The following is a 25,174-nucleotide window of genomic DNA, read 5'->3' as shown; positions in this document are numbered from 1 at the left end:
ATCAGCTTTCGTTCGCTTGTTTCTTGTTCTTCTCAGCCATCTTCTTGCCGTCAAATCCGGCAATATAATCACCTTTCACAAGCTGGTTTTGAGCATGGGCGAAATGATGATAGCCGAATGAAGCATCAATGCCGGCTTCTTTCCCGGCAAGGGTATCCATGTGGTTGCAGGCTTGCTTGGCAAGTTGCAAAGCCAAGCGGGGTTGCTCGACAATACGCTCGGCAACTTTTTGCACTTCACTCGCCAGTTGATCGCGCGGAACAACACGGTTGAGCATACCCATCTGATAGGCACGTTCGGCGCTCATGCGCTCTCCGAGAAACAGAAACTCCTTGGCAATGCGGGTATTCAGTTCAAAAGTATGCGCGAAATATTCCACACCGGGAAAGCCCATTTGCAGCACCGGGTCCTGAAAAAAAGCATCATCAGATGCGATGATCAGATCGCAAACCCACGCAAGCAACAGCCCGCCAGCGATACAACCTTTATGCACTTGAGCGATGGTCGGTTTTGGGATAGCACGCCAACGCTTGCACATGCCAAGATAGACTTCCTGCTCGCGGATATACGCCTTTTCTGCGCCCGGCTTGTTCGCATGGTCATACCACATCAAGCGGCGGTCAAAGCTGGAATGAAAATCGCGCCCCGGCGAACCTATGTCATGGCCTGCGCTGAAATGCTTGGCATCGGATTTCAAAACAATGCATTTTACAGCATCATCATCCACCGCTTTCATGAACGCATCATCCAGCGCATAGGTCATTTGGCTGTTTTGTACGTTGTGAAAATCGGGACGGTTGAGTGTTATCCACGCAATGCCGTTCTCTACATTATATAATATAGGCTCGTCGGTTTCATAAACCGGTGTTACGTCTTCTTTAAGAACCAGATCGTCGCTCATGCTGCTACCTTCACTGCTGGGGGGTTGTCCCGGATTACATTTGCACGAATGTTATGCGGGTCGAGTGTATTGATAATTTGCAGAGCATCTTCGCCGGGAAGTGGCGTTTCGCCTTTGACAGCGTTGATAAGTTCAAATCCGGTTGCTTCCTGAACTTCGTCAAAGCTGACGCCGGGGTGCAGGGTAATCACACGAACGGCATTGTCCGGACCGCCAAAGTCCATCACACACAGATTGGTAACCATTTTTTTCAATTCGATGCAGGTATAATTACCGCCCGCAATCCGTTTTGCTGGGTTATATCCAGCGCTCGACACCATATCGACCTCGCCCTCGACAAAGGTGCGTTTGGAATGAAAGGGTATAAACATCGAATTCGGGTGATAAATACTGTTACCCGGAAAACCGCGAACGCCCAGCATTTGTGTTTTGGGTTGCTCATGCGTTCCGCCAAGCCGTGATAAATTGGTCTGCCCAAAACGATCTATCTGAGTGGGCGTGACCATTGCATGGCGACGGCCGGGCCAGACAGCGCTGTCAAAAAACCGTGAAAACGGCAGGTGGCCGGATATTTTCGGTTTATAATCACCGCGCGGTCCGAGGGGAACCGGCTGTTCAACCAGATAAGCCTCGCCATCACTCATCATAAGACCGGGAGAATGGGTCAGCTTTGCTAAGCCTACGCCAAGGCGCGGGATAGGGCCAATGCCTGTACCAATTATTTCTTCGTCGGTACGAAATGCTTCAGAGCATGCAAAGATGCAAAGTTCAGAGAGTGTAATATCAGTCATCAGTATATTGCCAGCGGGACGTTCATCACCGCTTCCTTTCCGCCAACTTTATTGAGATAATCCGCTTCGTCGGCGCCAACAAACTTATCGGCAACCGCGTTCCAGTCGCCGGGGTCTTTCGCAGCACCGGCATAAGCTTTGAATGCCTTCATGTCCGGGCCATAGAGCGGAGGCATTGATGATGGATGAGCGCCGCCGGGGATTTCCGTCACGCCGGTTACAAAACAGCGTTCAAAAATATTTGCTTTGGCATCGTCCGGATAATGGTCTTCCATCTTGTCGACTAATTCTTCGCAAGACACATAAGTCTTCGCTGCTGCTTTGGCGAACCACTCGTCATAATAGGAGTCTGGCCCCAAGAGCTGGACATTGCCGCGATGATCACTGCGGTTGGCGTGGATCAACGCTGCATCCAATTTAATCGCTGGCATTGCAATCAGCTTTTCACCGTCATCATATGGGGATTGCACCATTTTAAGGCCACCCAATTCAGCTATATCAGTGCCTAGCCCAGCGCGTGTCGGCAAGAACGGAAGTCCAAATGCCGCGGCCTTCAAGCCCCATTGAAACATGCCTTCGTCAAGCTCGAATATTTCAATTTGCCCTGCTTCTCTTGCTTTCCGGAACCATGGTTCCAGAGGAATGGCATCGAGAGATACAAAAGCAAAAATAAGTTTTTTTACCTTACCAGCAGCGCAAAGCATGCCGACATCTGCACCGCCATAAGCAGCGATAGTAAGGTCTTTAAGGTCCGACCGTATTATTTCGCGGATCAGGGCCATCGGCTTGCGCCGAGGTCCCCAGCCGCCAATACCCACCGTCATACCGTCTTCAAGTTGGGCCACGATCTGGGCCGGTGTCATTCGTTTATCAATCATCAATCTGCCTTTTCTTTTGCAGCTTTTTCTTCAGCCATTGCTTTTTGCCATGCCCATTCATGGCCCCATTTGCTCACTTCGGTATGAGCGGTGGGGACCCATGTTGCCGGATCGACGACCAGGCCGTCCCAGCCAAATTCCAAATCAAAGCCGCTTGGGGTTTGCATATAGAAACTGATGACTTCATCATTCATATGCTGACCCAATGTTGCAGAAACAGGCACGTTTGCCGCCAGCATTCGTTCATAACCGGCATCAACGTCTGCGCGGGTTTTGGCTTCCACCATGATATGCACACAGCCCGCGGGCGGTTCTGGTATCTGTATGACCGCAACGCTGTGATGACGACCAGTTGCGGCGTGCATGAATGCGATACCCATTTTCGGTGATCCGGGAGGGCCCGCTTCAATTTCGGGTAAGTCGGTATCGCCAAATCCCATGACGTTGAGGTAGAAATCGTGGGTTTCCTGAAATTTCAACGTGCCATAAACGACATGCCCCATACCGATTTTGCCCGTGACAAAACCGCTGACTCCTGCAGGGGATTCAAAAGCTGTGCTCGCCGTCTTGGCACTGTAAAAAATTTCAAGCCGGTTGCCAGCAGGATCGGTGGAGCTAGCAAGCGCGGTTACATCGCGGCTATTGGCATCCTCATTCGTAACATCGCGCCCGGCTTCGCGAAGCTGTTCTATCATTGCGTCAAAGGATTGCTCGTCGGCCATTTCCCAACCAGCAACGGCGAAACGGTCCGTATCACTTTCCATAATCCGGAAGCGGGCTGCGCGATCATCAAGACGGAAGCGGGTTGCTCCATCTTCGCCCTTTCCGTTCGGCATTGCGCCGACAACATTTGCCAAATAGTCATTCCATTTTGCTGGATCGCGCGTTTCAATCACGACATAGCCCAGCGACTGCACAGATGATTTTTCTGCCATGGCTTAGTTTCCTTTTACCAAATCAAGAAAATAGGGGCGCTCCCCACCGCCATCGACTTCCAGCCGTGCACCCGAAATATAGCTTGCCATTGGTGAGCACAGGAAAGCGGCCGCATCGGCTACATCACTGCCTTCGCACATTCGGCCAAGCGGCAGAGAACGAGAAACCTGTTCCTGTGCATCGGCATCCCCATAAGTCAACTCGGTATTCTCCGTTTTTGCCAGCCCGACAATAATGGCGTTCACCCGGATGTTATCCTTGCCCCATTCCTGTGCCAGCGTCTGGGTAAGGTTAAGCAAAGCTGCCTTGGCTGAGCCATAAACAGCTGTACCGGGGGATGGGCGTATACCCGACACACTTGCGATATTAACGATAGAACCGCTCTTCTGCTTAGCCATATAGGGATGAGCGGCCTGAGCGAGATAGAGCGGACCGAGAAAATTGAGCCGGGTGATGGCATCAATGAACCGTGGTGATGCGTCCTCAATAGGGCAGGGGGGTGATCCGCCTGCATTATTGACCAATATATCAAAACGGCCATGGGTTTCTGCAATTTCATCAACCATTGCACGCGCTTGTTCCGGGGCACGAATGTCACCGCTGACGAAATGTACACTGTCAGGTAGTGTTTCAGGAGCGTTGCGCCCGCAAACAATAACCTTTGCGCCCGCATCTGCCAACCGCGCCGCGATAGCACGGCCCAATCCACGGGTTCCACCAGTTACCAAGGCTACTTGGCCATCAAAATCTATTGCAGGCAGCAATGCCACTCCTTCACATTTTCTGTTTTTGTTCTGTATTTGAGATCAGAATCGGAACTCCATATGAGCCATTTTGAAATACAAACGCAAGCAAATTTGATTTTTAAAATTGACGATTTGCGTATTTTAAGGCAATAAAAATTACGAATATAGATGTTTAAAGGTGTTTCGACGCGAATTCAACCTTCGAATGGCCTTAAAATGGTTGCATGGGATGGTAATAAAGGAGGATGCGATGCTAATCAGCGAGCAAATGACGTATGAAGTGAGCTCCGGTTATAAGATAAATATAACGGAGGCTGGTCCCAAAGACGGGCCACCTGTTGTGTTTTTACACGGCAGCGGTCCGGGTGCTTCGGGGACTTCGAATTTCAGTCAGAATGTCGATGCGTTCGTTGATGCCGGCTATCGTGTTGTTTTGCCGGATCTCATCGGTTATGGGCAATCATCAAAGCCCGAAAATATAGATTATACGCTGACATTATTTGTCGATACGCTCTATGAGGCGCTTTGCTCGCATGGCATCCAGCAAGCCGTGTTGATCGGTAACTCGCTAGGCGGCGGTATAGCGATCCAGTTGGTGGCGGACCATCCGGACTTTGTGTCGAAACTTATTTTGATGGCGCCGGGCTGTATCGAGGAACTGGATATTTATTTTGCTATGCCGGGAATCGCGAATATGCGGTCTTCTTTTGGCAGTCCGGACTTTGGTCCCGAAGATCAACGCAGGCTGATCGAGAGCCTGGTTTTTGATCCGGTTCATGTGACAGATGCGCTGGTCAACGAGCGGTTCGAGGTTGCACGGACACAGCCAAAAGAGGTGCTGACGCGGATGAAAACGCATAATGTGCGGCCACATCTTTCCAAGCTGACCATGCCCATATTGTTATTTTGGGGCCGCAATGAAGAGTTCATGCCGCTAACCGGGATCGACTATTTCTTTGAAGCTTGCGAAGATGTGCGCTGCATTACGTTTAACAAAGTTGGTCACTGGGTCCAGCTGGAACGCACCAATGAATTTAACCGCTATTCCATAGAGTTTCTCAATGCCTGATATCGCTGATTATGGCGCGCAGCTATACTCTGCGCTTCGTGAACGGAAAACTCTAAAACCTCTGATTGCCGTCGATCCTGAGCTTAGCATTGACGACGCTTATAAAATTTCACTCGATTTGCTTGCCCGCCGCTGCAAGGATGGAGAGAAAGTGGTCGGTAAAAAAATCGGTGTTACGTCCAAAGCCGTGCAGGTCATGCTTGGTGTGTTTCAGCCGGATTTCGGTTTCCTAACCGACGCCATGTATATTCAAGGTGATATTGATGTCGCTAAAACGGGATTGATACAGCCCCGCGCAGAAGCAGAAATTGCTTTCATTTTAAACGACAACCTGAACGGTCCCGATATCACCGCAGAGCAAGTCATCGCCGCGACAGACTGCATCGCGCCATGCTTTGAAATTGTCGATAGCCGGATTGAGGACTGGAAAATCAGTATCGTTGATACCGTGGCGGATAACGCAAGCTGCGGTGTCTTTGTTATCGGGGAAACCCGCGTTGATCCGCGAGAATATGATCTTCCGAATTTGAAAGTTACCGTGACAAAAAACGGTGAAGCCCTGTCCGAAGGCTTGGGTTCCGCCGTGCAGGGAAATCCTGCCGAAGCCGTTGCGTGGCTGGCCAACACTTTGGGGCGTCATGGCGTTACGCTAGATGCAGGGGATATCATATTGTCCGGCAGTCTGGTTCCGCTGGAGCCGGCAAAAAAGGGGGATATTTTTGAAATGATGCTTGAAGGAATCGGCGGCTGTAGCGCTCGTTTTGTGTGAGGCAGATTTCTTGAGCAGATAGGAGAATTTCGATGCAGAAAATCAAGGCTGTAATTATCGGATCGGGCAATATTGGCACCGACCTGATGATGAAAATGATCAAATATCCCCAGAATATGGAGCTTGCGGCGGTGGTTGGCATAGACCCCGAAAGCGAAGGGCTGGCAATGGCACGGGACCACGGTATCGCAACCACGCATGAGGGCATTGAAGGGCTTAGAAAGCTTGAATGTTACAAGGATATCGGCATCGCATTTGATGCAACATCGGCCTATGCCCATAAAATTCATGACGAAGCCTTGCGTGCGGACGGCATACAGGTTGTTGACCTAACACCCGCAGCAATCGGGCCTTTCACCATTCCCACGGTTAACATGGACGAGCATCTTGGCGAACCTAATGTCAACATGGTCACTTGCGGCGGGCAGGCAACCATTCCGATGGTGGCGGCTGTCAGTCAGGTTGGTACGGTCCATTATGCGGAAATTGTCGCGTCTGTCTCGTCCCGTTCTGCAGGTCCGGGAACACGGGCCAATATTGACGAGTTTACGCGCACGACAGCCAGAGCAATTGAGGCAGTTGGTGGTGCGGTAAAAGGAAAGGCTATAATCATCCTGAACCCGGCTGAACCGCCGATGATAATGCGCGACACTGTTTTTACTTTGTCGGAAGGCGGCAATGAAGACGCCATTCGAGCCTCCGTTGAAGCGATGGTTGCCAAAGTCCAGCAATATGTACCGGGATACAGGTTGAAGCAGGAGGTTCAGTTTGAGCGCTTTGGCGACAATAATCCGTTGACCATTCCCGGGCACGGCAAATTTACCGGCATAAAAACGTCTGTGTTTCTGGAGGTTGAAGGAGCGGGCGATTATCTGCCTTCCTATTCCGGAAATCTCGACATTATGACAGCTGCAGCCAAAGCGACAGGCGAATTACTGGCAGAGCGGAGGATGGCAGCATGAGCTTTGATGTAGAATCACAAAAACTTTATATTCAGGATGTAACGCTTCGAGATGGCATGCATGCTATCCGTCACATGTACGGCATAGAGCATGTCCGTGACATCGCCAAAGCGCTGGATAAAGCCGGTGTCGACGCTATTGAAGTGGCGCATGGTGACGGGTTGAACGGAGCCAGTTTTAATTACGGCTTTGGAGCACATACAGATTGGGAATGGTTGGAAGCGGTTGCCGATGTATTGAAGAAATCTGTGTTGACCACACTGATCTTGCCGGGTGTCGGCACAGAAGAGGAATTGCGCCGCGCCTATGATCTAGGTGTCCGTTCCGTTCGTGTGGCGACCCATTGTACTGAAGCAGATGTTTCCAAGCAGCACATCGGGATTGCCCGTGATCTGGGCATGGATGTCTCCGGCTTTTTGATGATGAGCCATATGATCGAAGCGGATATGTTGGCGCAGCAGGCGTTGTTGATGGAAAGTTATGGGGCGCAATGCGTCTATGTGACAGATAGCGGCGGCGCGCTTGATATGGATGGTGTCCGCGACAGGTTGGGGGCTTATGACAAAGTTTTGAAGCCGGAAACCCAGCGCGGTATTCATGCACATCACAACCTCTCATTGGGCGTGGCGAACAGCATTGTTGCTGCTCAGGCAGGCGCTGTACGGATTGACGCCAGCCTCGCAGGAATGGGCGCTGGTGCAGGTAATGCGCCGCTTGAAGTATTTGTTGCAGCAGTAGACCGTAAAGGCTGGAGCCATGGTTGTGATGTCATGGCACTGATGGACGCAGCCGAAGACCTTGTGCGTCCGTTACAGGTTCGTCCTGTACGGGTGGACCGTGAAACTCTGGCGCTGGGTTATGCCGGTGTCTATTCGAGTTTTCTGCTCCATGCGGAAAAAGCTGCTAAAGATTATGGCCTTGATACCCGCGACATATTGGTCGAACTTGGTCGCCGGAAAATGGTCGGTGGTCAGGAAGATATGATCGTGGATGTCGCACTGGATATGGTAAAAGCACGGGCGTGAGCCAGCCTTCGCTTCATCGTCCACTCTCGGTTGCAGACGTTCCGCAATGGGATTTTGAAACTGATGTAGTGGTCATCGGCTTTGGTGCAACTGGTGCTTGTGCGGCGATTGAAGCCAGCGCGACCGGTGCCGATGTCATTATCTTTGAGCGTAATTCGGGTAGCGGGGGCGCTTCCGGTCTATCAGGGGGTGAAATCTATATTGGCGGGAATGGCGGGACCGAAGTGCAGCGCGCGGCGGGTTTTGAAGACACAACCGAAGCCTTTACCCGTTATCTTAAAATGGCTGGCGGTCCTTGCGTTGATGAAGCGAAATGCGAACTTTACGGACAAGAGGCGCTTGCCCATTGGGAATGGCTGAAAGCTCATGGCATTCCCTATAAAGGCAATTACCTGCCCGGAAAGCATATAGAGCCGATGGGAGATGACACGCTCATCTGGTCCGGCAGTGAAGCCGCGAAACCATTTTGCGACTATGCCAAGCCAGCGCCGCGCGGCCATGTTATTCAATTCATGGGCTGGGGCGGGGGGCGAAAGCTGGTCGATATTCTGGAGCAACGCACGCGTGACATGGGCGTGCGGATCGAAACCGACTCCCGCGCCGTAGCCTTGATTCAGGATGCCGGGAAAATTGTCGGAGCTGTAATGCGGATCGACAATGAAGAGCGCTATGTCTTTGCCGAAAAGGGTGTGATTCTGGCGACCGGCGGTTTTGTGATGAACGACGATATGCGCCGAAAATATTGCCCGTTAACCTTTAAAATCAATGATCCAATTGGAGACAAAGATGATGGCTCTGGCATAAGTCTAGGGATGGGAGCGGGCGGGGAAGCCATTCACATGGATCAGTTTTTTACCACTTGCCCGTGGACTATTCCGGAACCTCACGCCTGCGGGGTTTTTGTAAATATTAACGGACAGCGTTTTATCAATGAAGATTGCTATCATGGACGCGTATCCCGAACGATGATCGATCAGCCGGGCGATCGGGTTTATCTCTTGCTAGACAATGCCCACTATATTGAACCGTTTGAACATGCACGGATGACTATGGCGGGAACGGGGGACGACTGGGCAGAAGTGGAACGGGAGCTGGAAATGCCGGAAAATACGCTTTCTGCGACGATGGAATTCTACAATCACCATGCTGGTAAGGGATATGACCCCCTTTTCGGTAAGCAAGCGCCTCTATTAAAACCGCTGGACCAAGGACCGTTCATCGCACTTGAATTGAATTTTGAGAGCAGTTATTTTAGTTTTTTTACCTTGGGCGGGCTCAAGACTTCAACGGATGCCGAAGTGCTTGATCGAAATGGAGGTGCGGTGCCCGGCCTTTTCGCAGCTGGACGCTGCACCTCGGGACTTCCGGCATGGGGGCATGGTTACAGCTCGGGGTTAAGTTTGGCCGATTGCACTTTTTTTGGCCGTCAAGCAGGGAGAAAAGCCGCAAATGGGCCAGTTTGATTTCAACCGACTCCGCCGTCTGGAAGATGCCGAAGCGATCCGCAATCTGATTGCCAGCTATGGTCCGTTGGCAGATTCTGGGGACGCTAGCGCTGTGGCCGCCCTATGGACAGGTGACGGTAGCTATAGCGTAGGGGATTTTGGCGTAGCGAAGGGACGGCAGGCAATCACTGCTCTGATTGAATCGGACATGCATCAAAATCTCATGAAACAAGGCTGCGGTCATATCCTGACTTCTCCTCATATCATTCTGGGTAACGATAGCGCAATTGCAACCAACCACAGTATAGTCTTTCGGCATGTGGATGACCGCTATGAAACATGGCGGGTGTCGGCCAATCGCTGGCAACTCGTTCACACAGATGACGGCTGGCGTGTGGGTCACCGTGATAATCGACCCCTGAGCGGAGATGAGCGCGCACGGGCATTGCTCAGCCTGTAAGCTGTCCGCCGTCAATATTAATTACGCTTCCGGTCATCTTGCGCGCCTTGTCAGAAGCAAGATAAACGACCAGTTCAGCAATATCCGCCGGTTCGCATATACCGTCAAGTAGTTTGGGCGCATTGCGCATCATCAACGTCCAGTCCACATCCCCTTCTGGTGGTGACTGGTGTCCCATAGGTGTATTCACTTGCCCCGGCGCGACAGCGTTGACGCGAACATTCTGTGATGCAAACTCAACTGCCAGGCTCTTTGTGAGGCCAATAATAGCATGTTTCGATGCGGCATAGGCAATCGTATAAGGCGTGCCCTGCAACCCGGCGGTAGAAGCCATGTTGACGATATTGCCGCCGCTTTTAATGAGGTAGGGGAGCGCGGCCCGGCATAACGTGAAGACGCTAGTCAGATTGATCGCGATCACTTTTTGAAAGCGCTGTTCATCGAAATCCAGCGTCGGTCCCCAATCCAGCAGCCCAGCAATATTACATAGACAGTCGATACCATTATCTGCCGCTTTCGAAATCAGAGCCTTACAAGATTCAATGTCAGCAGCGTCGTAGGAAATTGTCTTTACACGTGTGGAAACCATCGCTGCGGTCTCCGAAAGTCCGTTTTGATCAATGTCGGCCAGTGTCAAAACTGCGCCTTTATCTGCCAGAAAAATCGCAGTTTTCCGGCCTATACCGGACGCTGCACCGGTCACAATTATATGCTTGTTTTTGAGTGACATCACTATCTCCTTTAATGTTGCTTTGCGTAGTATATACAATAATCTCTTACGCAAAGGAGAAAGCCGTTGGAGATAGAAAACCGCGTCCGGATATTGGAGGATGATAGAGCCATCAGGGATTTGAAAGCCCGCTATTTACGAGCCGCTGATGGTAAGGATATTAAGGACATGCGCGGCTGTTTTCTGAAAGATGCCGTGGTGGAATTTGAAGGTTTCCCTCGCTTTGAAGCGCGAGAGCCGTTTATTGAAACTTTCCAGCAAATGGCCTGTGTGCCGGGTATCTTTGATATTCACCACGGGGCAAACGGGGTGGTTCAGTTTGAAAACCAGAACCGTGCAACAGGCCAATGGTCGCTGCTATTCCATAATATCAACCTTGAAGCGCGAACGCTGACGCAGATGGGCGTGGAATATGATGATATATTTGAAAAAGATGATGCGGGCGAATGGCGGATAGCCCATACTCGCTCACGGCGGACAAGCGCATTAGTGCATCAGATTGACAAGGAAGGTCAGCCGACAGTTACTGTCATGGGCCAGATGGAAGCGGCGTTTGGTAAATAGCGCAGCTCCTGTAAACATGCTGTAGTGATGATGGATATACAGGCGCCCATCCATGGCTTATCATTTTGCAAAGGCCACGCAACTAAACCACAATTGCAAAGTCCGTTATATTTGTCGGTCTGTTATAATATCATCTCTGCATGATCGGTCTAAGAGCCAACGGCTTCAAAATCTGCTTCACCACATGGGAGAAATAGACATTGAGCAGCCGCTGGATCTTAAAATAATCGTCTGCGTTCACGCAGGGTTAGAACTCAGCGCCAAGCGAGAGGCCAAAGGTGCGTGGTTCCTGATAATATCCCAGTAGCAGACCGCCAAAGCCAGGACCAAAGTCGATAAAGTTGGACGGTGCACTCTCATCGGTTAAATTTCGGACCCAGCCGGTCAGTCTAAGCTTCGTTGCACCTAGTTGAATATCTGAGACGGTGGCGCGAAGGTTGACCATGACCCGGCCCGGCGATTCTGAATCACTGGCCACCTGTGCAGTTGGGTCCGTCGGGCGCAACTGATACGGGAAGCTATGATATTTAGAAACCATGCTCAAATCACCCAGCAGGTTAAAGCGTCCCCAGTCACCCTGTGCGACACGCCAGTCTACGCCAAGGGAGGCCGTATAGCTTGGCGTCTGCGGAAAGGCGCGGTTGTCTGATACGTCCATTCCTTTCTCGAAAAAGCTGTCATATTCTGCATCAAGATAAGCGAAAGAACCGTTGATCGTTAGCCAGTCAGCCGGACGAACAGATGTCTCAATCTCCAGACCTTTGATGGTTGCTGATGCAGCATTGAGAACAGTCGAAGATGCCGCGCCGGTTGCGTCAAACACAGATAGCTGAATATCTTTATGATCATCGTAGAACGCCGCTACATTAAGCGTCATAATACCGTCAGCCACAACGCTTTTGAAGCCAAGTTCGTAGCTGTTGACTTTTTCAGGCTGATAGGGATTGCAAAGTTCCGGTGTGCCGGTCGGGCAATCAGCAGTTGGTGCGACAAACTGGTTTGTTTCACCATTGAAGCCGCCTGATTTGAAACCTTTAGCAAAACGGGCATATACGTTCAGATCCGGATTGATCTGATAGGCCAATGTCGCCGATGGGCTAAAATCATTATAATTTGCATCGGGCAGATCGCCGAACTGAATGTCTGCAACTGTGAATGGTAATCCTGCGGACGGGATTGCCGGATCACGCAAAAGCTGAAGAAACCGGCTGACGCTCTTCGTTTCTTCCGTATAACGCCCGCCCACAGTCAGAGTCAGTGTATCGGTAATATCAAAATCCACTTGGCCATAGACTGCCCATGCTTCGGTTTTAGAACCATAGCGGGAATCGAATTCATTGCCAAATGGACCAAATACACCGAAAAATGTTTGCGGGTTAAAGGTTGTGGCTTTTTCATCGTAATAAAAAGCACCCAGAACATATTTAACCCGGTCGTCCCAAGCTGCGCCAGCCAATTGCAATTCCTGACTGAAGCTGTTCATATCAGTAAAGCGTGCCGTGGTTGCGATATCAATTGGGGAGCCATCCAGATCTAGCCGGTCCTCATATTTCAAATCCCGATAGGCTGTAACGGATTTTAGTTCAGCTGCTCCAAGGTCAAGCGTTGCGGTCAACGCGTGACCATAGGTGCGTGTTTTTTCGAATATATTGGCGTTAAGGCTTAATTGATCCTGCCGTTCCGAATCTGCGAAGAGATGAAGCGGAATGCCGGTATAATTCGGGCTGTTCGGATCGAAAATATCCGAAGGACCACCATTGCGATTAACACGCAGCAACTGACCGGGAAGGGGTGTTTGATTATATTTGCTATAATCATAGCTGTAATCAAATGTCAGATTATCTGTTGGTTCAAAGCGGACCTGCGCCATGAAACTTTTGCTATCAAGTGAGTTTGCTTCGCTTACTTGGGGCGGATTGGCAAAAGAATTGGCGCCAGGAAACGGATTATCTACTATGTCATAAAAACCGTCACGCTGTGCAATTTGTCCGGAAACCTTGACCGAAAACGGGCCAAAGGCTGGCAGATTAAGGACCGCTTTGCCGCGCCAGTAATCATAATTGCCATAGGTAATTTCTGCTGATCCGGATAGGTCGCCTGTTGGTTTCGCGGTGACCAGATTTATAGCGCCAGCAAGAGTGTTGCGTCCATATAGTGTTCCCTGTGGACCGCGCAATACTTCAACGCGCTCGAGATCAGCGACATCAAAAATCGCGCCCTGATTCTTGGCGATGTAAACGCCGTCAACATAAATACCTACGGCGGGTTCCCACGTAACCGCAGGGTTGATTGTAACAGAGCCGCGTATTGAAACCTGAGCGGTTGTTGAACTGCCCGGCGCTCTCTCAATCTTTACGTTGGGTGCGACAGAGCCAAGGCCTTCAATCGATGTAACGTCACGGGCTTGCAAATAATCCTTGCCGACTGCCGAAATTGCAATCGGAACTTCCTGAATATTTTCTTCGCGTTTTTGTGCTGTTACGATGATAATATTCGAATCTTCTGAATCGCGGGCGGTGCTATCAGACTGCTGGGCATATACTGGGCTAATCACTAATCCGGCGGCAAGTGCGCCGATAGCTGCGCTATTTTCAAGACTCGAGATCATCTTATTTTCCTATCCTAAAACGTAATTTTCTCTCTGATAAAATACGCAAAATATAAATACAAGCCATTTTGCATTGATATTGCGTAAATATTATAATAGATATGCAGGAAGTGGTAGTGGGGAGTTAGCGTGATCACTCAAACAATAGAACAAAGAGTTGCTCGGCTGGAAGCGCTGGACGAAATAAGGCAATTACCTGCTAAATATGCATTGTCGCTGGATATGCGGGATATGGATGCCATGGTGTGTTTATTCCCTGAGGATGTGCGGGTCGGTAAAGAGGATAGCGGCCGTAAAGCGTTACGCAGCTATATGGATAAAACCCTGCGATCTCCATTCACTGGAACGTCACATCATATCGGTGGGCATATCATTGAATTTGACGATGAAGCCCATGCACATGGCATCGTATATTCCAAAAATGAGCATGAAACGCCCGTAAAAGATGGCGAGGACGAGTGGGTAATCATGCAGATGATGTATGTAGATGATTATATTCGACAGGATGGCCGGTGGTATTTTGCTCGCCGTTTGCCACTCTACTGGTATGCTACCGACCTTAATAAGCCGCCTGTTGGCGATAAAAAAATGCGCTGGCCGGGATCAGACTGGACGGAAGGCAATTTCCATAAGTTGTTTCCCAGCTTCGCTGAATATTGGGAACGTGACGGTTCAAGCGAACAGCCCGTGCCGGAGCCAGCCGCCGCTGAAGATTTCCTGAATCAGATGCGTCGGGGTGCTGCAGCGCCTAAGGTGAAGATCAGAGCTGACTAACGCGTTAAGAATCTATCGGAGCTAGACACCATATTGTTCAATTGTTTACGCCGAGCGCATCGCGCACAGCTATATAACCGAAGGTCAGTGCAGGGCCGATGGTCGCGCCAGCCCCCGGATAGCTTTCCCCCATTGCTGAGGCCGCATTATTGCCAACTGCATATAGACCGGCAATCGGCTTGTCATTGTGGCCGATCACGCGTGCTTTATCGTCCGTTAATAATCCGCCATTGGTTCCGATATCGCCGGGATATATTGGCATCGCGTAATACGGCCCCTTGCTTATAGGGCGTAAACAAGGATTTGGTGTCACGCGCGGGTCGCCATACATTTTATCATAAGTGGCTTCGCCCCGCTTGAAATCGGGATCCTCCCCCTCCACTGCGTGATCGTTGTAACGGGTGATGGTGCTCGCAAGGGTCGAAGGATCGACGCCTATATTATTCGCTAGTTCTTCAATCGATTTTCCTTTCTTAAGGATGGATTGCACTTCGCCGCGCTGGAACCAGTCCGGCATTAAAGGGAGCAGCGGGCCAACGGGATAATTATGCCGATATTCGTGATCAAAGACAAACCAGCTAGGTGAGGCGTCATTATGCTCCTGTTCTCGCCGGGACATTTGTTGACCGACTATATGATAGGATGCCGCTTCATTGAGATAGCGTTGACCTTTTTGGTTGACCATCATGGAACCCGGTAATGCTCTTTCTATTGTGCACAAACGGCCCCTATCTTCGCCCGGAACGTAAAAGACTGGCGCTGCCCATGCTGACTGCATGTTCATGGTTTTGGCACCAACACCCATGCCAGCTTTGATGCTGTCACCAGTATTGCCTGATGTTCCGCCGGAATAGAGAGTGTTTCTGTAAAGTGGGGCATATTGTTCGCGCATTTTTGTGTCTTTATCAAATCCACCAGCGGCCAGAATGACACCTTTGCGAGCATGCACGCGAACATTTTGGCCTTGTTTTGTAACTATCGCTCCGATGATCTTTCCATCTTCCTCAATCAGTTTGTTCATGGGGCTGTCTAGCCAGACCGGGACATTCTTCCTGTTGAGGGCAATACGGAGTCCGCCGACCAAAGCATTGCCCAAAGTCAAACGCCTGTCTTTTCCAGATCTGAAACGGAAAGGCAGGTCCAGCCAATAACGGGCTAGGCTTTTTGTAAGATGCCACCACCAGCCCGGTTGCCGGAAGAGCAGCGTATATGTTTCATCAAAATGCCAGTTCAGATATCCGAACAGGCTGGCAGCGGGTGAGGCATAGCGCAGAGTCTCGATATCCTTGCCCAATTTACGCCCATCCATGGGTAAGGGCATATGCGTTCGATAGCCAGTGGGGCTGCCTCCCGGATTTTCCGCATGATAGTCCGGATAGGGGAAGGCGCAATATTCGATGTCGGTATGCTCACCCATCCAGCGAAGCATATTGGAGGCATTGGAGACGTAGGAGCGGATATTCGCATCGGGGACATTGTCCTTAGACAAGGCTCTTACATATTGGAACGCAACGTCCACATTGTCGTTAAATCCGGCTTCTCTGGCCTGATCGCTGGCAGGTATCCATATACCCGCCCCGGAGGTGGCGGAGGTGCCGCCCCACAGGCTTTCTTTTTCAATAACCAAAACTTCCGCGTTATTTTCTGCGGCAACCAGGGCGGAGAGCAATCCTCCGGCACCCGACCCGACGACCAGCAGATCGACGTTATATTCTTCCATCTTATCTGATGTTACATCCATTACGGCTTATCCTTTCGGCTATGTTCAGGACGGTAGGTAAAGCTGCGCAGATTTGCCGCCATCTACCGGCAGGGCAATCCCGGTGATATAGCTTGCCGCATCGGACAGCATGAACACAATCGCTTCAGCCAGTTCTTCCGGATTGCCGCCTCGTTTCATGGGAATAGCCTCAGCGGTTTTGGCTGCCACTTCAGGAGCTTTTGCAACAAACTCTTCGTTGCTCGCTGTTTGCACTTGCCCCGGGACAATCGCATTTATCCGCACGCCGCTATCGGCTGCTTCCATCGCGGCGACCGCAGTAAACTGGATAAGCGCGGCCTTTGATGCTGAATAGCTCGACATATAGGGCGCAGCACGAATGGCTGTGGTGGAAGAGATATTCACAATGCTGCCTTTCCCGGCCTTCATCATCAAGCCCATTGCAGCTTTTGTGCCGACAAATACGGCATCGGCATTGACGGCAAAATCCTTACGCCAATGGTCCAGTTTCAATTTTCCTATCGGCGCATAATGAACCGACATGGCGTTATTGACCATCATGTCCAATCGCCCGTAGCGACTGGCTACATCTTCAATCAATGCGGCAAAGGCATTGCTGTCGGTGACATCGAGTTGTTTTGCCTCAACTTTGCCGCCTGACGCTTTGATCGCGGCCTCTGTTGTTGCCAGCTTTTCTTTTCCGCGCGCGCAAACAATAACCGTTGCGCCGCGCGCTGCCAGCATTTCTGCAGTAGCGCGGCCTATACCATCACTACCACCAGTGATGATCGCGACTTGTCCGTCAAATCTCTGGTTCATGAACTTGCTCCTGCAGGAATGGTGTTTAATTTGGCATCCTGGGCCCCGGTCAGCACACAATGTGTTCCGGTGGGTAAATACATCATAGTAACGCAGCGATTGCATGCGGTGCATCCGGACGTTTCGTTCGCACCGTTTTTCCAGCGGTTGATAATCTGTGGATCATGGATAAGCGCGCGGCCCATTGCGATGGCATCAAACTCGTCGCTGATAATTTGATCAACGCCCTGCGCCGATGCTGCGCCGCCGATATATGCAAGAGGCAGGTCCACCGCTTCGCGAATTTTCAAAGCATTCTCACGCAGATAGTTTTCGTGGAATTGCACTTCTGGCGGGGCGTTCAGCGATTGCAGCCACATTCCGACAGCAATGAGCAAATTGGCTGGCTTGGTTGAGGATTTGGGGAGGGATGAACCGAACATGGCTTCAATCGATTCGACATTTAATCCGTTCGACAACACCGCCATATGTGCGCCCGTGCTTTGCAGGTATTTGGCGATCTCTATGCCATCCGCGATGGTATTTCCGCCTTTGGCTCCGTCGGTCATGCTGTATTTCACCAGCACGGCCAGATCTTTGCCTACGGCGTCCAGAACGCGCGATAAAACCTCGCTAGGGAATTTCATCCGCCGTGCAATAGTTCCGCCATAAGCGTCCTTGCGCTTGTTATATACAGGCGACACGAACTGACTAAGCAAATATCCATGGCCCATATGCAGCTCCACTGCGTCAAAACCGGCCTCTCTGGCAAGACAAGCCGCAGCAACAAATTCTTCCGCAATCGCCTCCATCTGGGATTGGTTCATCGCTTGTTTGAAAAATCGGTTGGATAATACGCCGACTTTGTTGAACCCGCCGCTGGAACTGAGCGGTTTGGATGTCTGCAATTCGGATTTTGGCAGAAATGTAAATGATCCGGCGTGGGTTAATTGCGCACTAATCGCGCCACCATGCCGGTGAACCGCGTCGGTCATCGCCTTCATGTCGGTCAGTGAATCGCGTTCCATTGTGACCTGGTCGGCAAAGGTGCGTCCATCACGGCTGGTCGCGCAATAAGCAACCGTGGAAAGCGCCGCTCCACCTTCGGCCATCCGTTCATGGAATAATGACAACCCCTTTGACACCAGGCCACCCTTGGCCATGCCTTCATTGGTTGCTGCTTTGATGAACCGGTTGCGCAGCTTCAGCGGTCCGATAGTTATCGGGTCAAAAGGTGATTTGCTTATCTCGGACAATTGATCACTCTCCCATATATTTTTATATAACGCAATTGACGCATACATATACTATATGTCAATATCATGCGTAAATAATGATAATAAATATTACGAATATAGGAAATTATAGGATGAATAAGGGCGAAAAGCGAGTCGTTATCGTGACAGGAGCCGGTCAGGGCGTCGGACAGGGTGTTGCGTTGGCATTTGCTGCAATTGGTTGCAATGTTGTACTTGCCGGAAGAACATACGAAAAACTGGAAACGACCAGAAAGGTGATCGACGACCGCGGGGCGGGGCGCTGTCACAGCATTGCCTGTGATGTAAAATCCGCCGCATCGGTAGAGGCTTTGGTCAATGAAACGATCGAGCATTTCGGACGGATTGATGTGCTGGTTAATAATGCGCAGGAAGTGCCGATGGGCACTTTAGAGCAGGTTACTGACGAGAAGTTTCTGGCCGGATTTGAATCGGGGCCGCTTGCTACGCTGCGGTTGATGAAGCTGGTCAAACCGCATCTTGTCCAGCAAGGCGGCGGCGTAATCGTCAATCTGGTTTCTTCTGCGGTAAAGCGTTGGGATATGGCCGGCTATGGTGCTTATGCGGCGGTAAAACAGGCGATACAGTCGCTGACCAGGGCTGCTGCTTCTGAATGGGGCGGCGATAATATTCGGGTGTTGAATATCGCCCCTCACGCAGAGTCACCGGGGTTGAAAGGCTGGGTAGAAAATAATCCGGAAGAAGCACAGGCATTTTTCAAAACCATACCCCTTGGCCGCATCGGTACTTTGGAGGGGGATATTGGTGAAGCGGTCGTTGCGCTTTGTTCTCCGGCCTTGGGATATTTGACCGGAGCGACGATTCCGCTGGATGGCGGACAAGCCAATTTCGATTAAGACTGAAACATAAGACGGGCTGGCGCTGCGCGAGACGGCAGGGCCATATATTTTACAGGAGAAACAGATGACTGAACCCAAAATTGCATTGGTGACCGGTGCCAGTCGCGGCGCCGGTGCGGGTATTGCCCGCGGCCTTGGTGAAAAGGGAATGACCGTTTATGTCACAGGCCGGACTGTGACACCCGGAGATGCAAAGGGCTGGGACGGAACGGTGTTGCCCGGAACGGTCAGTGAAACCGCCGATGCAGTCACCAAAGCCGGTGGCAAGGGCATTGCGGTAATGTGTGATCACGCAGATGACAGCCAGGTCGAGGCGCTGTTCAAGCAAATTGCCGACGAGCAGGGGCGTCTGGACATATTGGTCAATAATGCGGCATCCATCCACCATCAACTGATTGAGAAAAAGCCGTTCTGGGAAAAGGAAATCGCAGCCGTCGATATTCTTGATGTCGGTTTGCGTTCCGCTTATGTTGCCAGTTGGCATGCTGCAAAGATGATGGTCGAGCAAGGGTCGGGCATGATTGCCTTCGGTTCTTCCTTTGGTGCAAGCTGTTACATGCATGGTCCAGCTTATGGCGCGCAAAAGGCGGGGCTGGACAAATTTGCCCATGACATGGAATTTGATCTGCGCGATACTGGCGTGCGGATTGCGTCCATCTGGATGGGGCCGCTGATTACCGAACGATCAAAAATCGCCCAGAAAGTGAACCCGGAACAATATGAGGGTTTCATAGATACAGCGGAGAATCCCGAATTTACCGGGCATATTATTTATGGTCTTGCCACTGATCCAATAGGGGCGAAGTTATCGGGACGGACTTTAATTGCAGCGGAGGTTGCCAAAGATCTTGGTATCACGGATCGCGGAAACGAGCGGCCGTCCTATCGTGATATGCTGGGCAGTCCCAATGAACCGAATCCGGCAGCAGTTTATTGATCCTTTAATTAACAATGCGTTGGCCATGGGGTTGTTGTATTCGTAAATTAAATGATATAAAAATACGCATAATGTAAATATACAGGCGTTCAGGCACATGTATCTATAGTGTCGGCAACATTAGAGCAGGAAGAGGTATGAAGGCGAAAATCAACAGTTTTGACTCACGGGGCAAAATGCTGTGAGCAGACGTGATCCGGTATATGAGGCGCTGACTGCGTCGGGCACGCCGTTTGAGATCGGCGAGCAGAACGGTATGCGTCAATTTGTCAATGCGCCGCCCGATATCAATATACTGGTTGAGACTGCCCGGCGGCATGGTGACAAAGTGTTCGTGGTTGAAGGCGATCGCCGCCTGACCTTTGATGAGCTTTTTTCGCTTCGCGATGCGCTGGTCCCGGCGCTGGAGATAAAACGTGGGGACCGGGTTGCGATTTGCATGTGTAACCGGACGGAGTGGATGATCGCATTTCTGGCCGTCGCAAGGGCCAATGGCGTATCGGCGCTGGTTAACAGTCGCGGTTCTCCGGAGGAATTAAACCGGGCTGTAAATGATGTTTCCCCGGCATTGGTGCTGGCTGACAAAGAACGCGCAAAATTACTGCGCGCTGGCGGATATGATGGCCGGATACTGGAAATAGATGACTTTCCGTCCTCCGGGCCGGAGTTGCCGGATTTTGAACCGGCACATCCCGATGATCCCTGCACGATATTATTTACTTCGGGCACGACCGGACAAGTCAAGGGGGCTGTATTGTCCCACCGCAACCTCATCAACGGGCTGATGAGTGTGCAGATGACCGGCATGATGGTCTTGCACGACACGGCAGCCAAGCTGGATATTCCTGTCGAGCAGATATTGGCCAATCTTCCGCAGCAAGGCGCGCTGCTCGTCAGCCCGCTTTTCCATATATCCGGCCTCGGTGCGTCGTTTTTGTCACCGCTTTGTGCGGGTTCGAAAATTGTGATTATGCCCCGGTGGGATGCCAATGAGGCCACCCGCTTGATCGAGCGGGAGCAGATCACGGCTTTCTCGGGTGTTCCGACAATGATGTGGGATATGCTGCGCGGGGCGCGTGAAACGGGTGCGGATTTGGGGAGCCTCCGCAATATTGCATCGGGCGGTCAGGCGCTTCCTGTTGCGTTGCTGGACGAAATCCGCGCGATGTGCCCCGGCGCTGTTATGGGAACGGGATACGGAATGACCGAAACCTCCGGCAGCATATCCATGGCGGTTGGAGAAGATTTTATCCGCAACCGCGCAGCGGCTGGCCGTGTCACTTCACTGGTGGATGTCCGTATCGAAGGACCGGGTGGAGAAGAATTGCCATCCGGTGAGACAGGCGAAATCGTCGTGCGCGGGCCAATTGTCATGCAAGGGTATTGGAATAACAAGACAGAAACCGACAAGGTTCTATCTGCGGATGGCTGGCTGAAAACCGGCGATATCGGCTATGTTGACGAGGAGGGCTATATCTTCATCGTCGATCGCAAGAAGGACATGGTCATCTCCGGCGGCGAGAATATTTATTGCGCCGAAGTGGAGCGCATCATCGGGGGCATGGATGATATTTCGGAATGTGCGGCATTCGGCATTCCCGATGAACGGTTGGGTGAATTATTGGTCACGGTGGTGGTCCAGCGCGGCGAATATACGGCGGCTGATATTATCAACACAGTGGGTGAGCGACTGGCGCGATATAAGGCTCCGGCCGATGTTGTGTTCACTGAGGAGCCTTTGCCGAGAAACGATGTAGGCAAAGTGAATAAAAACAAATTGCGCGCTGCATGGCCGCATATTTCTGGAGCGGAATAATGGGATACCCCAAAGATATTAAAATTGTCGATTGCATGCTTGGCATACCGGAGGCCGAGGACAAGTCGGAATGGTACGAGAGTTTCAAGCCGCTGTTAAAAGACGAGCAAAGCCGCGAGATGTTCAAAATGCCCGCGCAATATATGTTCAAAGATATTCCCGACACCGATAACGCAGATGATTTCGTTAAATGGACGGTCGAACAAATGGACCGGTTCAATATCGAATATGCGCTTGTCGGCTGGAATGATAATGACACATCGCGGCGGGCCAAGGAGCAATATCCTAACCGTTTTTTCTTCGATATGCCATGCAATCCCAATAATGGCATGGAAGAAGTGCGGCGGATCAAAAAGGTACATGCCCAGGTCGGATTAAGCGCCATCAGCGTTTTTCCTGCCGGGACAAATCCGCAGGTGCCGATCAATCACAAATATATGTTCCCGCTTTATGCCTGCGCTGTGGAGCTGGACATTCCCATTTTGCTGAACGTCGGTATTCCGGGACCGCGTATCCCGATGGAAACGCAGAAAGTCGAACATCTTGACGAGCTGTGCTGGTTTTTTCCGGACCTGAAAATAGTGATGCGCCACGGTGCAGAGCCTTGGGAAGAGCTAGCTGTAAAATTGATGCTGAAATGGCCCAATCTCTATTATTCGACGAGCGCCTTTGCTCCGAAACATTATCCTAAAGCCATTATCAACTACGCCAATACGCGCGGAGCCGACAAGATAATTTACGCCGGTTATTTCCCGATGGGGCTTAGCCTCGACCGGATTTTCTCGGATATGGAAAACGTCCCGCTGAAAGATGAAGTCTGGCCAAAGTTTTTGCGCGAAAATGCGATGAAACTTTTTAAACTTGGAGAAACACAATGAATGCAAGTGCATCTCATGGAGAAGCCGCAGTAATGGACGCGCGAACGGCTCCTGTTGCAGCTTCGCAAGTACTGGAAAAAATGACCAAGGAAGAGATTGAGGCATGGCGGGTTGCCGATTTACCGGGACGTTTGTCTCCCGAAGAACGCAATCTTAATATCGGGTTTCCTGTCGGCTGGTATCCCCTGATGTTAAGTGAGGAACTGGCCATAGGTGAAGTGAAGCCGCTGCGTTATTTTGCACAAGACCTTGCCATTTGGCGCGGAGAAGACGGCGAAGTCCGGATGATTGAGGCTTATTGCAAGCATTTGGGCGCACATATGGGCTATGGTGGTAAAGTGCACGGCAATCTTCTGGAATGCCCCTTTCATGCGTGGCGCTATGATGGTGAAGAAGGTGTAGTAAAAGATATTCCCTATGCAAAGGCGATCCCCCCGCAGGTTAAGCGCAAATGTAAGGACACTTGGCCGATGCATGAGGCCAACCAACTCATCTGGACATGGTATCATCCCGACGGTGTAGAACCACAATATGAAGTGGTTGACCTGCCGGAAGCGACAGACCCCGAGTGGTCGGATTTTGATGAGTGCAGATGGACCATTTATGGCAGCATCCAGAATATGGCTGAAAATGGCGTCGATTTTCCGCATTTTACCTATATTCACGGTGTAGCCAGTCCGCCGGTATCCGAACTGGAGTGGGGTGAATGGGATCGCAAAGGTATTGTGCGTGCCAAAATGGGTACGCCAAGAGGAGAAGTAGACGGAAAAATTACCTCAATCTCCCAAGGACCGGGGCAAAACTGGGTGCGGTTTGAAGGCATCTGTGAAACATTGTTAATCGCGTGCATCACGCCGGTTGAGCTCGACCAGCTGGCTGTCCGTTATTTCTATACTCAGCCGATAAGCCAGATCGAAGGACCAATGGCCGGACTTGCAAGAGCAATTATCAAGGATGTGAACAAACAGCTCGATCAGGACAAGGTCGTTTGGGATCGCATGAAATTCGAGGTAACTCCGCTGATTTGTGACGGAGATGGACCGATACCAAAGTTCCGGAAATTCTATTCGCGCTACTATGCTGATAAACAGGTTGCTGAGAATATAGCATCACTCGGCAAGAAAAGTACCAGGGCGTGAGCATGATACGCTGGTCGGTCATGGTCAGCGGGGTGGCTACCGGAGTGTTGGTTGCAACGGGTCTGGTATCGGCTCGCTCGCTTACCGGATTGTCTAATGTTACCGGACAACCAGACATTTCTTCGCCCCGGGTCATGCCCAAGAGCGGCCTTCTCATCAGTGTGATGATAGGTCGTCGTAACAGGAACATTTTATTTCGGCCAGCAGCACAAAAGTAAAACGGAGCCGTTGTGAAGTTCCATGTTTTTGGCGCAGCGGCAGAAATTCAGTTGAAGATAAAATCCGGACTAGAATTAAGAGGAAACTGAAAAATGCGCGGATTGCAAAACAAGGTCGGAATTGTCGCAGGCGGGGGCCGGGGCATAGGCGCAGCTACTGCACGGCGTCTGGCTGAAGAAGGCGCGCATGTCGTAATTGGCGACATTGTAGAGGATTGGGCGAAAGAAGTTGCACAGAGTATCGCAAGCACGGGCGGCAGCGCTGTCGGAGTTCATCTGGATGGTACATCCCCGGATTCCCAGCAAGCTATTGTCGCGAAAGCGGTAGAGCAATTTGGCACGCTAAATTTCTTCCATTCCAATCTGGCAGGGGGAACCGAAGGGGATGTCAACGCGCTGGAATGTCCGCTTGATGTGTTTGACAAATCGGTTTCGATCAACGCGAAAAGCCATTTAATCGCCACACAGGCCGCGCTGCCGGTCATGCTTGAAAATGGTGGTGGGGCGATGATCTATACCAGTTCGGGCGCGGCGTCGGGCGGTTCGACGTGGCAGGTGGCTTATCCGATGACCAAAAATGCCATTCACGCGCTCTCGCGTCATGTTGCCGCCAAATGGGGCAAAAAAGGAATTCGCGCAAATGTCATCTGCCCCGGTCTGGTGCTGACCGAAGCTGTCGAACAACATATGACAAAAGAACAGGTCGAAACTGGATTAAAGGCGGTTCCACATGTCCGTCTGGGCCATCCGGATGATATTGCTGCGGTGGTGGCATTGCTGGCTTCGGATGACGGGGCATGGATCAACGGCCAAGTATATCACGTAAATGGTGGCACACAAATGCGCGACTGAGCCGAACGGCATCTTGTATTT

The 25,174-nt window shown here is 51.2% G+C and carries 25 protein-coding genes; 15 read left to right on the top strand and 10 right to left on the bottom strand.

Annotation, left to right across the window (positions count from 1 at the left end):
* Nucleotide 1: 1 nt before the first annotated feature.
* The 5 genes from AB1K62_RS06365 to AB1K62_RS06345 are packed head-to-tail and all read right to left on the bottom strand — an operon-like array spanning nt 2 to nt 4,270.
* Entirely contained in the window at nt 2-901 is a 900-nt protein-coding gene (locus AB1K62_RS06365; protein ID WP_367002238.1) for an enoyl-CoA hydratase, read from the bottom strand.
* Nucleotides 898-1,692, bottom strand: coding sequence for a ketoacid CoA transferase (locus tag AB1K62_RS06360; protein ID WP_367002237.1), 795 nt, complete (start codon nt 1,690-1,692; stop codon nt 898-900). Before AB1K62_RS06360 ends, AB1K62_RS06365 begins: the two co-directional genes overlap by 4 nt.
* On the bottom strand, nt 1,692-2,570 hold the full coding sequence (locus AB1K62_RS06355) for a CoA-transferase (protein ID WP_367002236.1): 879 nt from the start codon (nt 2,568-2,570) through the stop codon (nt 1,692-1,694). The genes AB1K62_RS06360 and AB1K62_RS06355 overlap by 1 nt, the downstream gene beginning before the upstream one ends.
* Complete coding sequence (locus AB1K62_RS06350) at nt 2,570-3,505, bottom strand: VOC family protein (protein WP_367002234.1); 936 nt, start codon at nt 3,503-3,505, stop codon at nt 2,570-2,572. The genes AB1K62_RS06355 and AB1K62_RS06350 overlap by 1 nt, the downstream gene beginning before the upstream one ends.
* A gap of 3 nt (nt 3,506-3,508) precedes the next feature.
* Nucleotides 3,509-4,270, bottom strand: coding sequence for an SDR family oxidoreductase (locus tag AB1K62_RS06345; RefSeq protein WP_367002232.1), 762 nt, complete (start codon nt 4,268-4,270; stop codon nt 3,509-3,511).
* 232 nt (nt 4,271-4,502) lie between these two features.
* Between AB1K62_RS06345 and AB1K62_RS06340 the strand changes: the two genes are divergently transcribed.
* Genes AB1K62_RS06340 through AB1K62_RS06315 form a run of 6 tightly spaced genes read left to right on the top strand, consistent with a single transcriptional unit; the run spans nt 4,503 to nt 9,982 of the window.
* A complete protein-coding gene (locus AB1K62_RS06340; protein WP_367002231.1) occupies nt 4,503-5,321 on the top strand; it encodes an alpha/beta hydrolase in 819 nt (272 codons plus the stop codon).
* Nucleotides 5,314-6,090, top strand: a complete 777-nt coding sequence (locus AB1K62_RS06335) for a fumarylacetoacetate hydrolase family protein (RefSeq protein WP_367002230.1) — start codon at nt 5,314-5,316, stop codon at nt 6,088-6,090. The genes AB1K62_RS06340 and AB1K62_RS06335 overlap by 8 nt, the downstream gene beginning before the upstream one ends.
* A 32-nt stretch (nt 6,091-6,122) precedes the next feature.
* Complete coding sequence (locus AB1K62_RS06330; RefSeq protein WP_367002228.1) at nt 6,123-7,052, top strand: acetaldehyde dehydrogenase (acetylating); 930 nt, start codon at nt 6,123-6,125, stop codon at nt 7,050-7,052.
* Nucleotides 7,049-8,077, top strand: coding sequence for a 4-hydroxy-2-oxovalerate aldolase (gene dmpG / locus AB1K62_RS06325; protein WP_367002226.1), 1,029 nt, complete (start codon nt 7,049-7,051; stop codon nt 8,075-8,077). Before AB1K62_RS06330 ends, dmpG begins: the two co-directional genes overlap by 4 nt.
* Nucleotides 8,074-9,540, top strand: a complete 1,467-nt coding sequence (locus AB1K62_RS06320; RefSeq protein ID WP_367002225.1) for an FAD-dependent oxidoreductase — start codon at nt 8,074-8,076, stop codon at nt 9,538-9,540. The genes dmpG and AB1K62_RS06320 overlap by 4 nt, the downstream gene beginning before the upstream one ends.
* Nucleotides 9,527-9,982: a nuclear transport factor 2 family protein gene (locus AB1K62_RS06315; RefSeq protein ID WP_367002224.1), complete on the top strand. Its 456-nt coding sequence runs from the start codon at nt 9,527-9,529 to the stop codon at nt 9,980-9,982. Before AB1K62_RS06320 ends, AB1K62_RS06315 begins: the two co-directional genes overlap by 14 nt.
* On the opposite strand, the gene AB1K62_RS06310 is transcribed toward AB1K62_RS06315, so the two are convergent.
* A complete protein-coding gene (locus tag AB1K62_RS06310) occupies nt 9,972-10,712 on the bottom strand; it encodes an SDR family NAD(P)-dependent oxidoreductase (protein WP_367002222.1) in 741 nt (246 codons plus the stop codon). The two genes, AB1K62_RS06315 and AB1K62_RS06310, sit on opposite strands and share 11 nt — an antisense overlap.
* 66 nt (nt 10,713-10,778) lie before the next feature.
* On the opposite strand from AB1K62_RS06310, the gene AB1K62_RS06305 reads away from it, so the two are divergent.
* Nucleotides 10,779-11,276 (top strand): nuclear transport factor 2 family protein, encoded by a 498-nt coding sequence (locus tag AB1K62_RS06305; protein ID WP_367002221.1) that lies wholly within the window; start codon nt 10,779-10,781, stop codon nt 11,274-11,276.
* 247 nt (nt 11,277-11,523) lie between these two features.
* Here the strand turns inward: AB1K62_RS06305 and AB1K62_RS06300 are convergent, their stop codons facing one another.
* A complete protein-coding gene (locus AB1K62_RS06300) occupies nt 11,524-13,884 on the bottom strand; it encodes a TonB-dependent receptor (protein ID WP_367002220.1) in 2,361 nt (786 codons plus the stop codon).
* Between the two features lie 129 nt (nt 13,885-14,013).
* Between AB1K62_RS06300 and AB1K62_RS06295 the strand changes: the two genes are divergently transcribed.
* The gene (locus AB1K62_RS06295; RefSeq protein WP_367002218.1) at nt 14,014-14,658 is read left to right on the top strand and encodes a nuclear transport factor 2 family protein; all 645 of its coding nucleotides are present in this window, start codon (nt 14,014-14,016) and stop codon (nt 14,656-14,658) included.
* Between the two features lie 37 nt (nt 14,659-14,695).
* Here AB1K62_RS06295 and AB1K62_RS06290 read toward each other — a convergent pair whose 3' ends face one another.
* Genes AB1K62_RS06290 through AB1K62_RS06280 form a run of 3 tightly spaced genes read right to left on the bottom strand, consistent with a single transcriptional unit; the run spans nt 14,696 to nt 18,432 of the window.
* On the bottom strand, nt 14,696-16,399 hold the full coding sequence (locus AB1K62_RS06290; protein ID WP_367002217.1) for an FAD-binding protein: 1,704 nt from the start codon (nt 16,397-16,399) through the stop codon (nt 14,696-14,698).
* Nucleotides 16,400-16,423: 24 nt separating this feature from the next.
* Nucleotides 16,424-17,197: an SDR family NAD(P)-dependent oxidoreductase gene (locus tag AB1K62_RS06285; RefSeq protein ID WP_367002216.1), complete on the bottom strand. Its 774-nt coding sequence runs from the start codon at nt 17,195-17,197 to the stop codon at nt 16,424-16,426.
* A complete protein-coding gene (locus tag AB1K62_RS06280; protein ID WP_367002215.1) occupies nt 17,194-18,432 on the bottom strand; it encodes an NADH:flavin oxidoreductase in 1,239 nt (412 codons plus the stop codon). The genes AB1K62_RS06285 and AB1K62_RS06280 overlap by 4 nt, the downstream gene beginning before the upstream one ends.
* 113 nt (nt 18,433-18,545) lie before the next feature.
* Here AB1K62_RS06280 and AB1K62_RS06275 point away from each other — a divergent pair, with 113 nt between their 5' ends.
* The 7 genes from AB1K62_RS06275 to AB1K62_RS06245 all read left to right on the top strand — a co-directional run bounded on the left by AB1K62_RS06275 (nt 18,546) and on the right by AB1K62_RS06245 (nt 25,153).
* The gene (locus AB1K62_RS06275) at nt 18,546-19,310 is read left to right on the top strand and encodes an SDR family oxidoreductase (RefSeq protein ID WP_367002214.1); all 765 of its coding nucleotides are present in this window, start codon (nt 18,546-18,548) and stop codon (nt 19,308-19,310) included.
* Between the two features lie 67 nt (nt 19,311-19,377).
* Nucleotides 19,378-20,250, top strand: coding sequence for an SDR family NAD(P)-dependent oxidoreductase (locus AB1K62_RS06270; RefSeq protein ID WP_367002212.1), 873 nt, complete (start codon nt 19,378-19,380; stop codon nt 20,248-20,250).
* 181 nt (nt 20,251-20,431) lie between these two features.
* Nucleotides 20,432-22,066, top strand: a complete 1,635-nt coding sequence (locus AB1K62_RS06265; protein WP_367002210.1) for an AMP-binding protein — start codon at nt 20,432-20,434, stop codon at nt 22,064-22,066.
* Complete coding sequence (locus AB1K62_RS06260) at nt 22,066-22,944, top strand: amidohydrolase family protein (protein ID WP_367002208.1); 879 nt, start codon at nt 22,066-22,068, stop codon at nt 22,942-22,944. The genes AB1K62_RS06265 and AB1K62_RS06260 overlap by 1 nt, the downstream gene beginning before the upstream one ends.
* Nucleotides 22,941-24,083 carry a Rieske 2Fe-2S domain-containing protein gene (locus AB1K62_RS06255; RefSeq protein WP_367002206.1) on the top strand — a complete coding sequence of 381 codons (1,143 nt, stop codon included), beginning with the start codon at nt 22,941-22,943 and terminating at the stop codon, nt 24,081-24,083. The genes AB1K62_RS06260 and AB1K62_RS06255 overlap by 4 nt, the downstream gene beginning before the upstream one ends.
* A gap of 2 nt (nt 24,084-24,085) precedes the next feature.
* The gene (locus tag AB1K62_RS06250; protein ID WP_367002205.1) at nt 24,086-24,301 is read left to right on the top strand and encodes a hypothetical protein; all 216 of its coding nucleotides are present in this window, start codon (nt 24,086-24,088) and stop codon (nt 24,299-24,301) included.
* Between the two features lie 93 nt (nt 24,302-24,394).
* The gene (locus AB1K62_RS06245; protein WP_367002204.1) at nt 24,395-25,153 is read left to right on the top strand and encodes an SDR family oxidoreductase; all 759 of its coding nucleotides are present in this window, start codon (nt 24,395-24,397) and stop codon (nt 25,151-25,153) included.
* Nucleotides 25,154-25,174: the final 21 nt, after the last annotated feature.

It is taken from the genome of Parasphingorhabdus sp. JC815 (genome assembly GCF_040717415.1).
GTDB lineage: Bacteria > Pseudomonadota > Alphaproteobacteria > Sphingomonadales > Sphingomonadaceae > Parasphingorhabdus.
The sequence above is the reverse complement of the archived record's forward strand: the minus strand, read 5'-3'. Positions and strand labels throughout refer to the sequence as shown.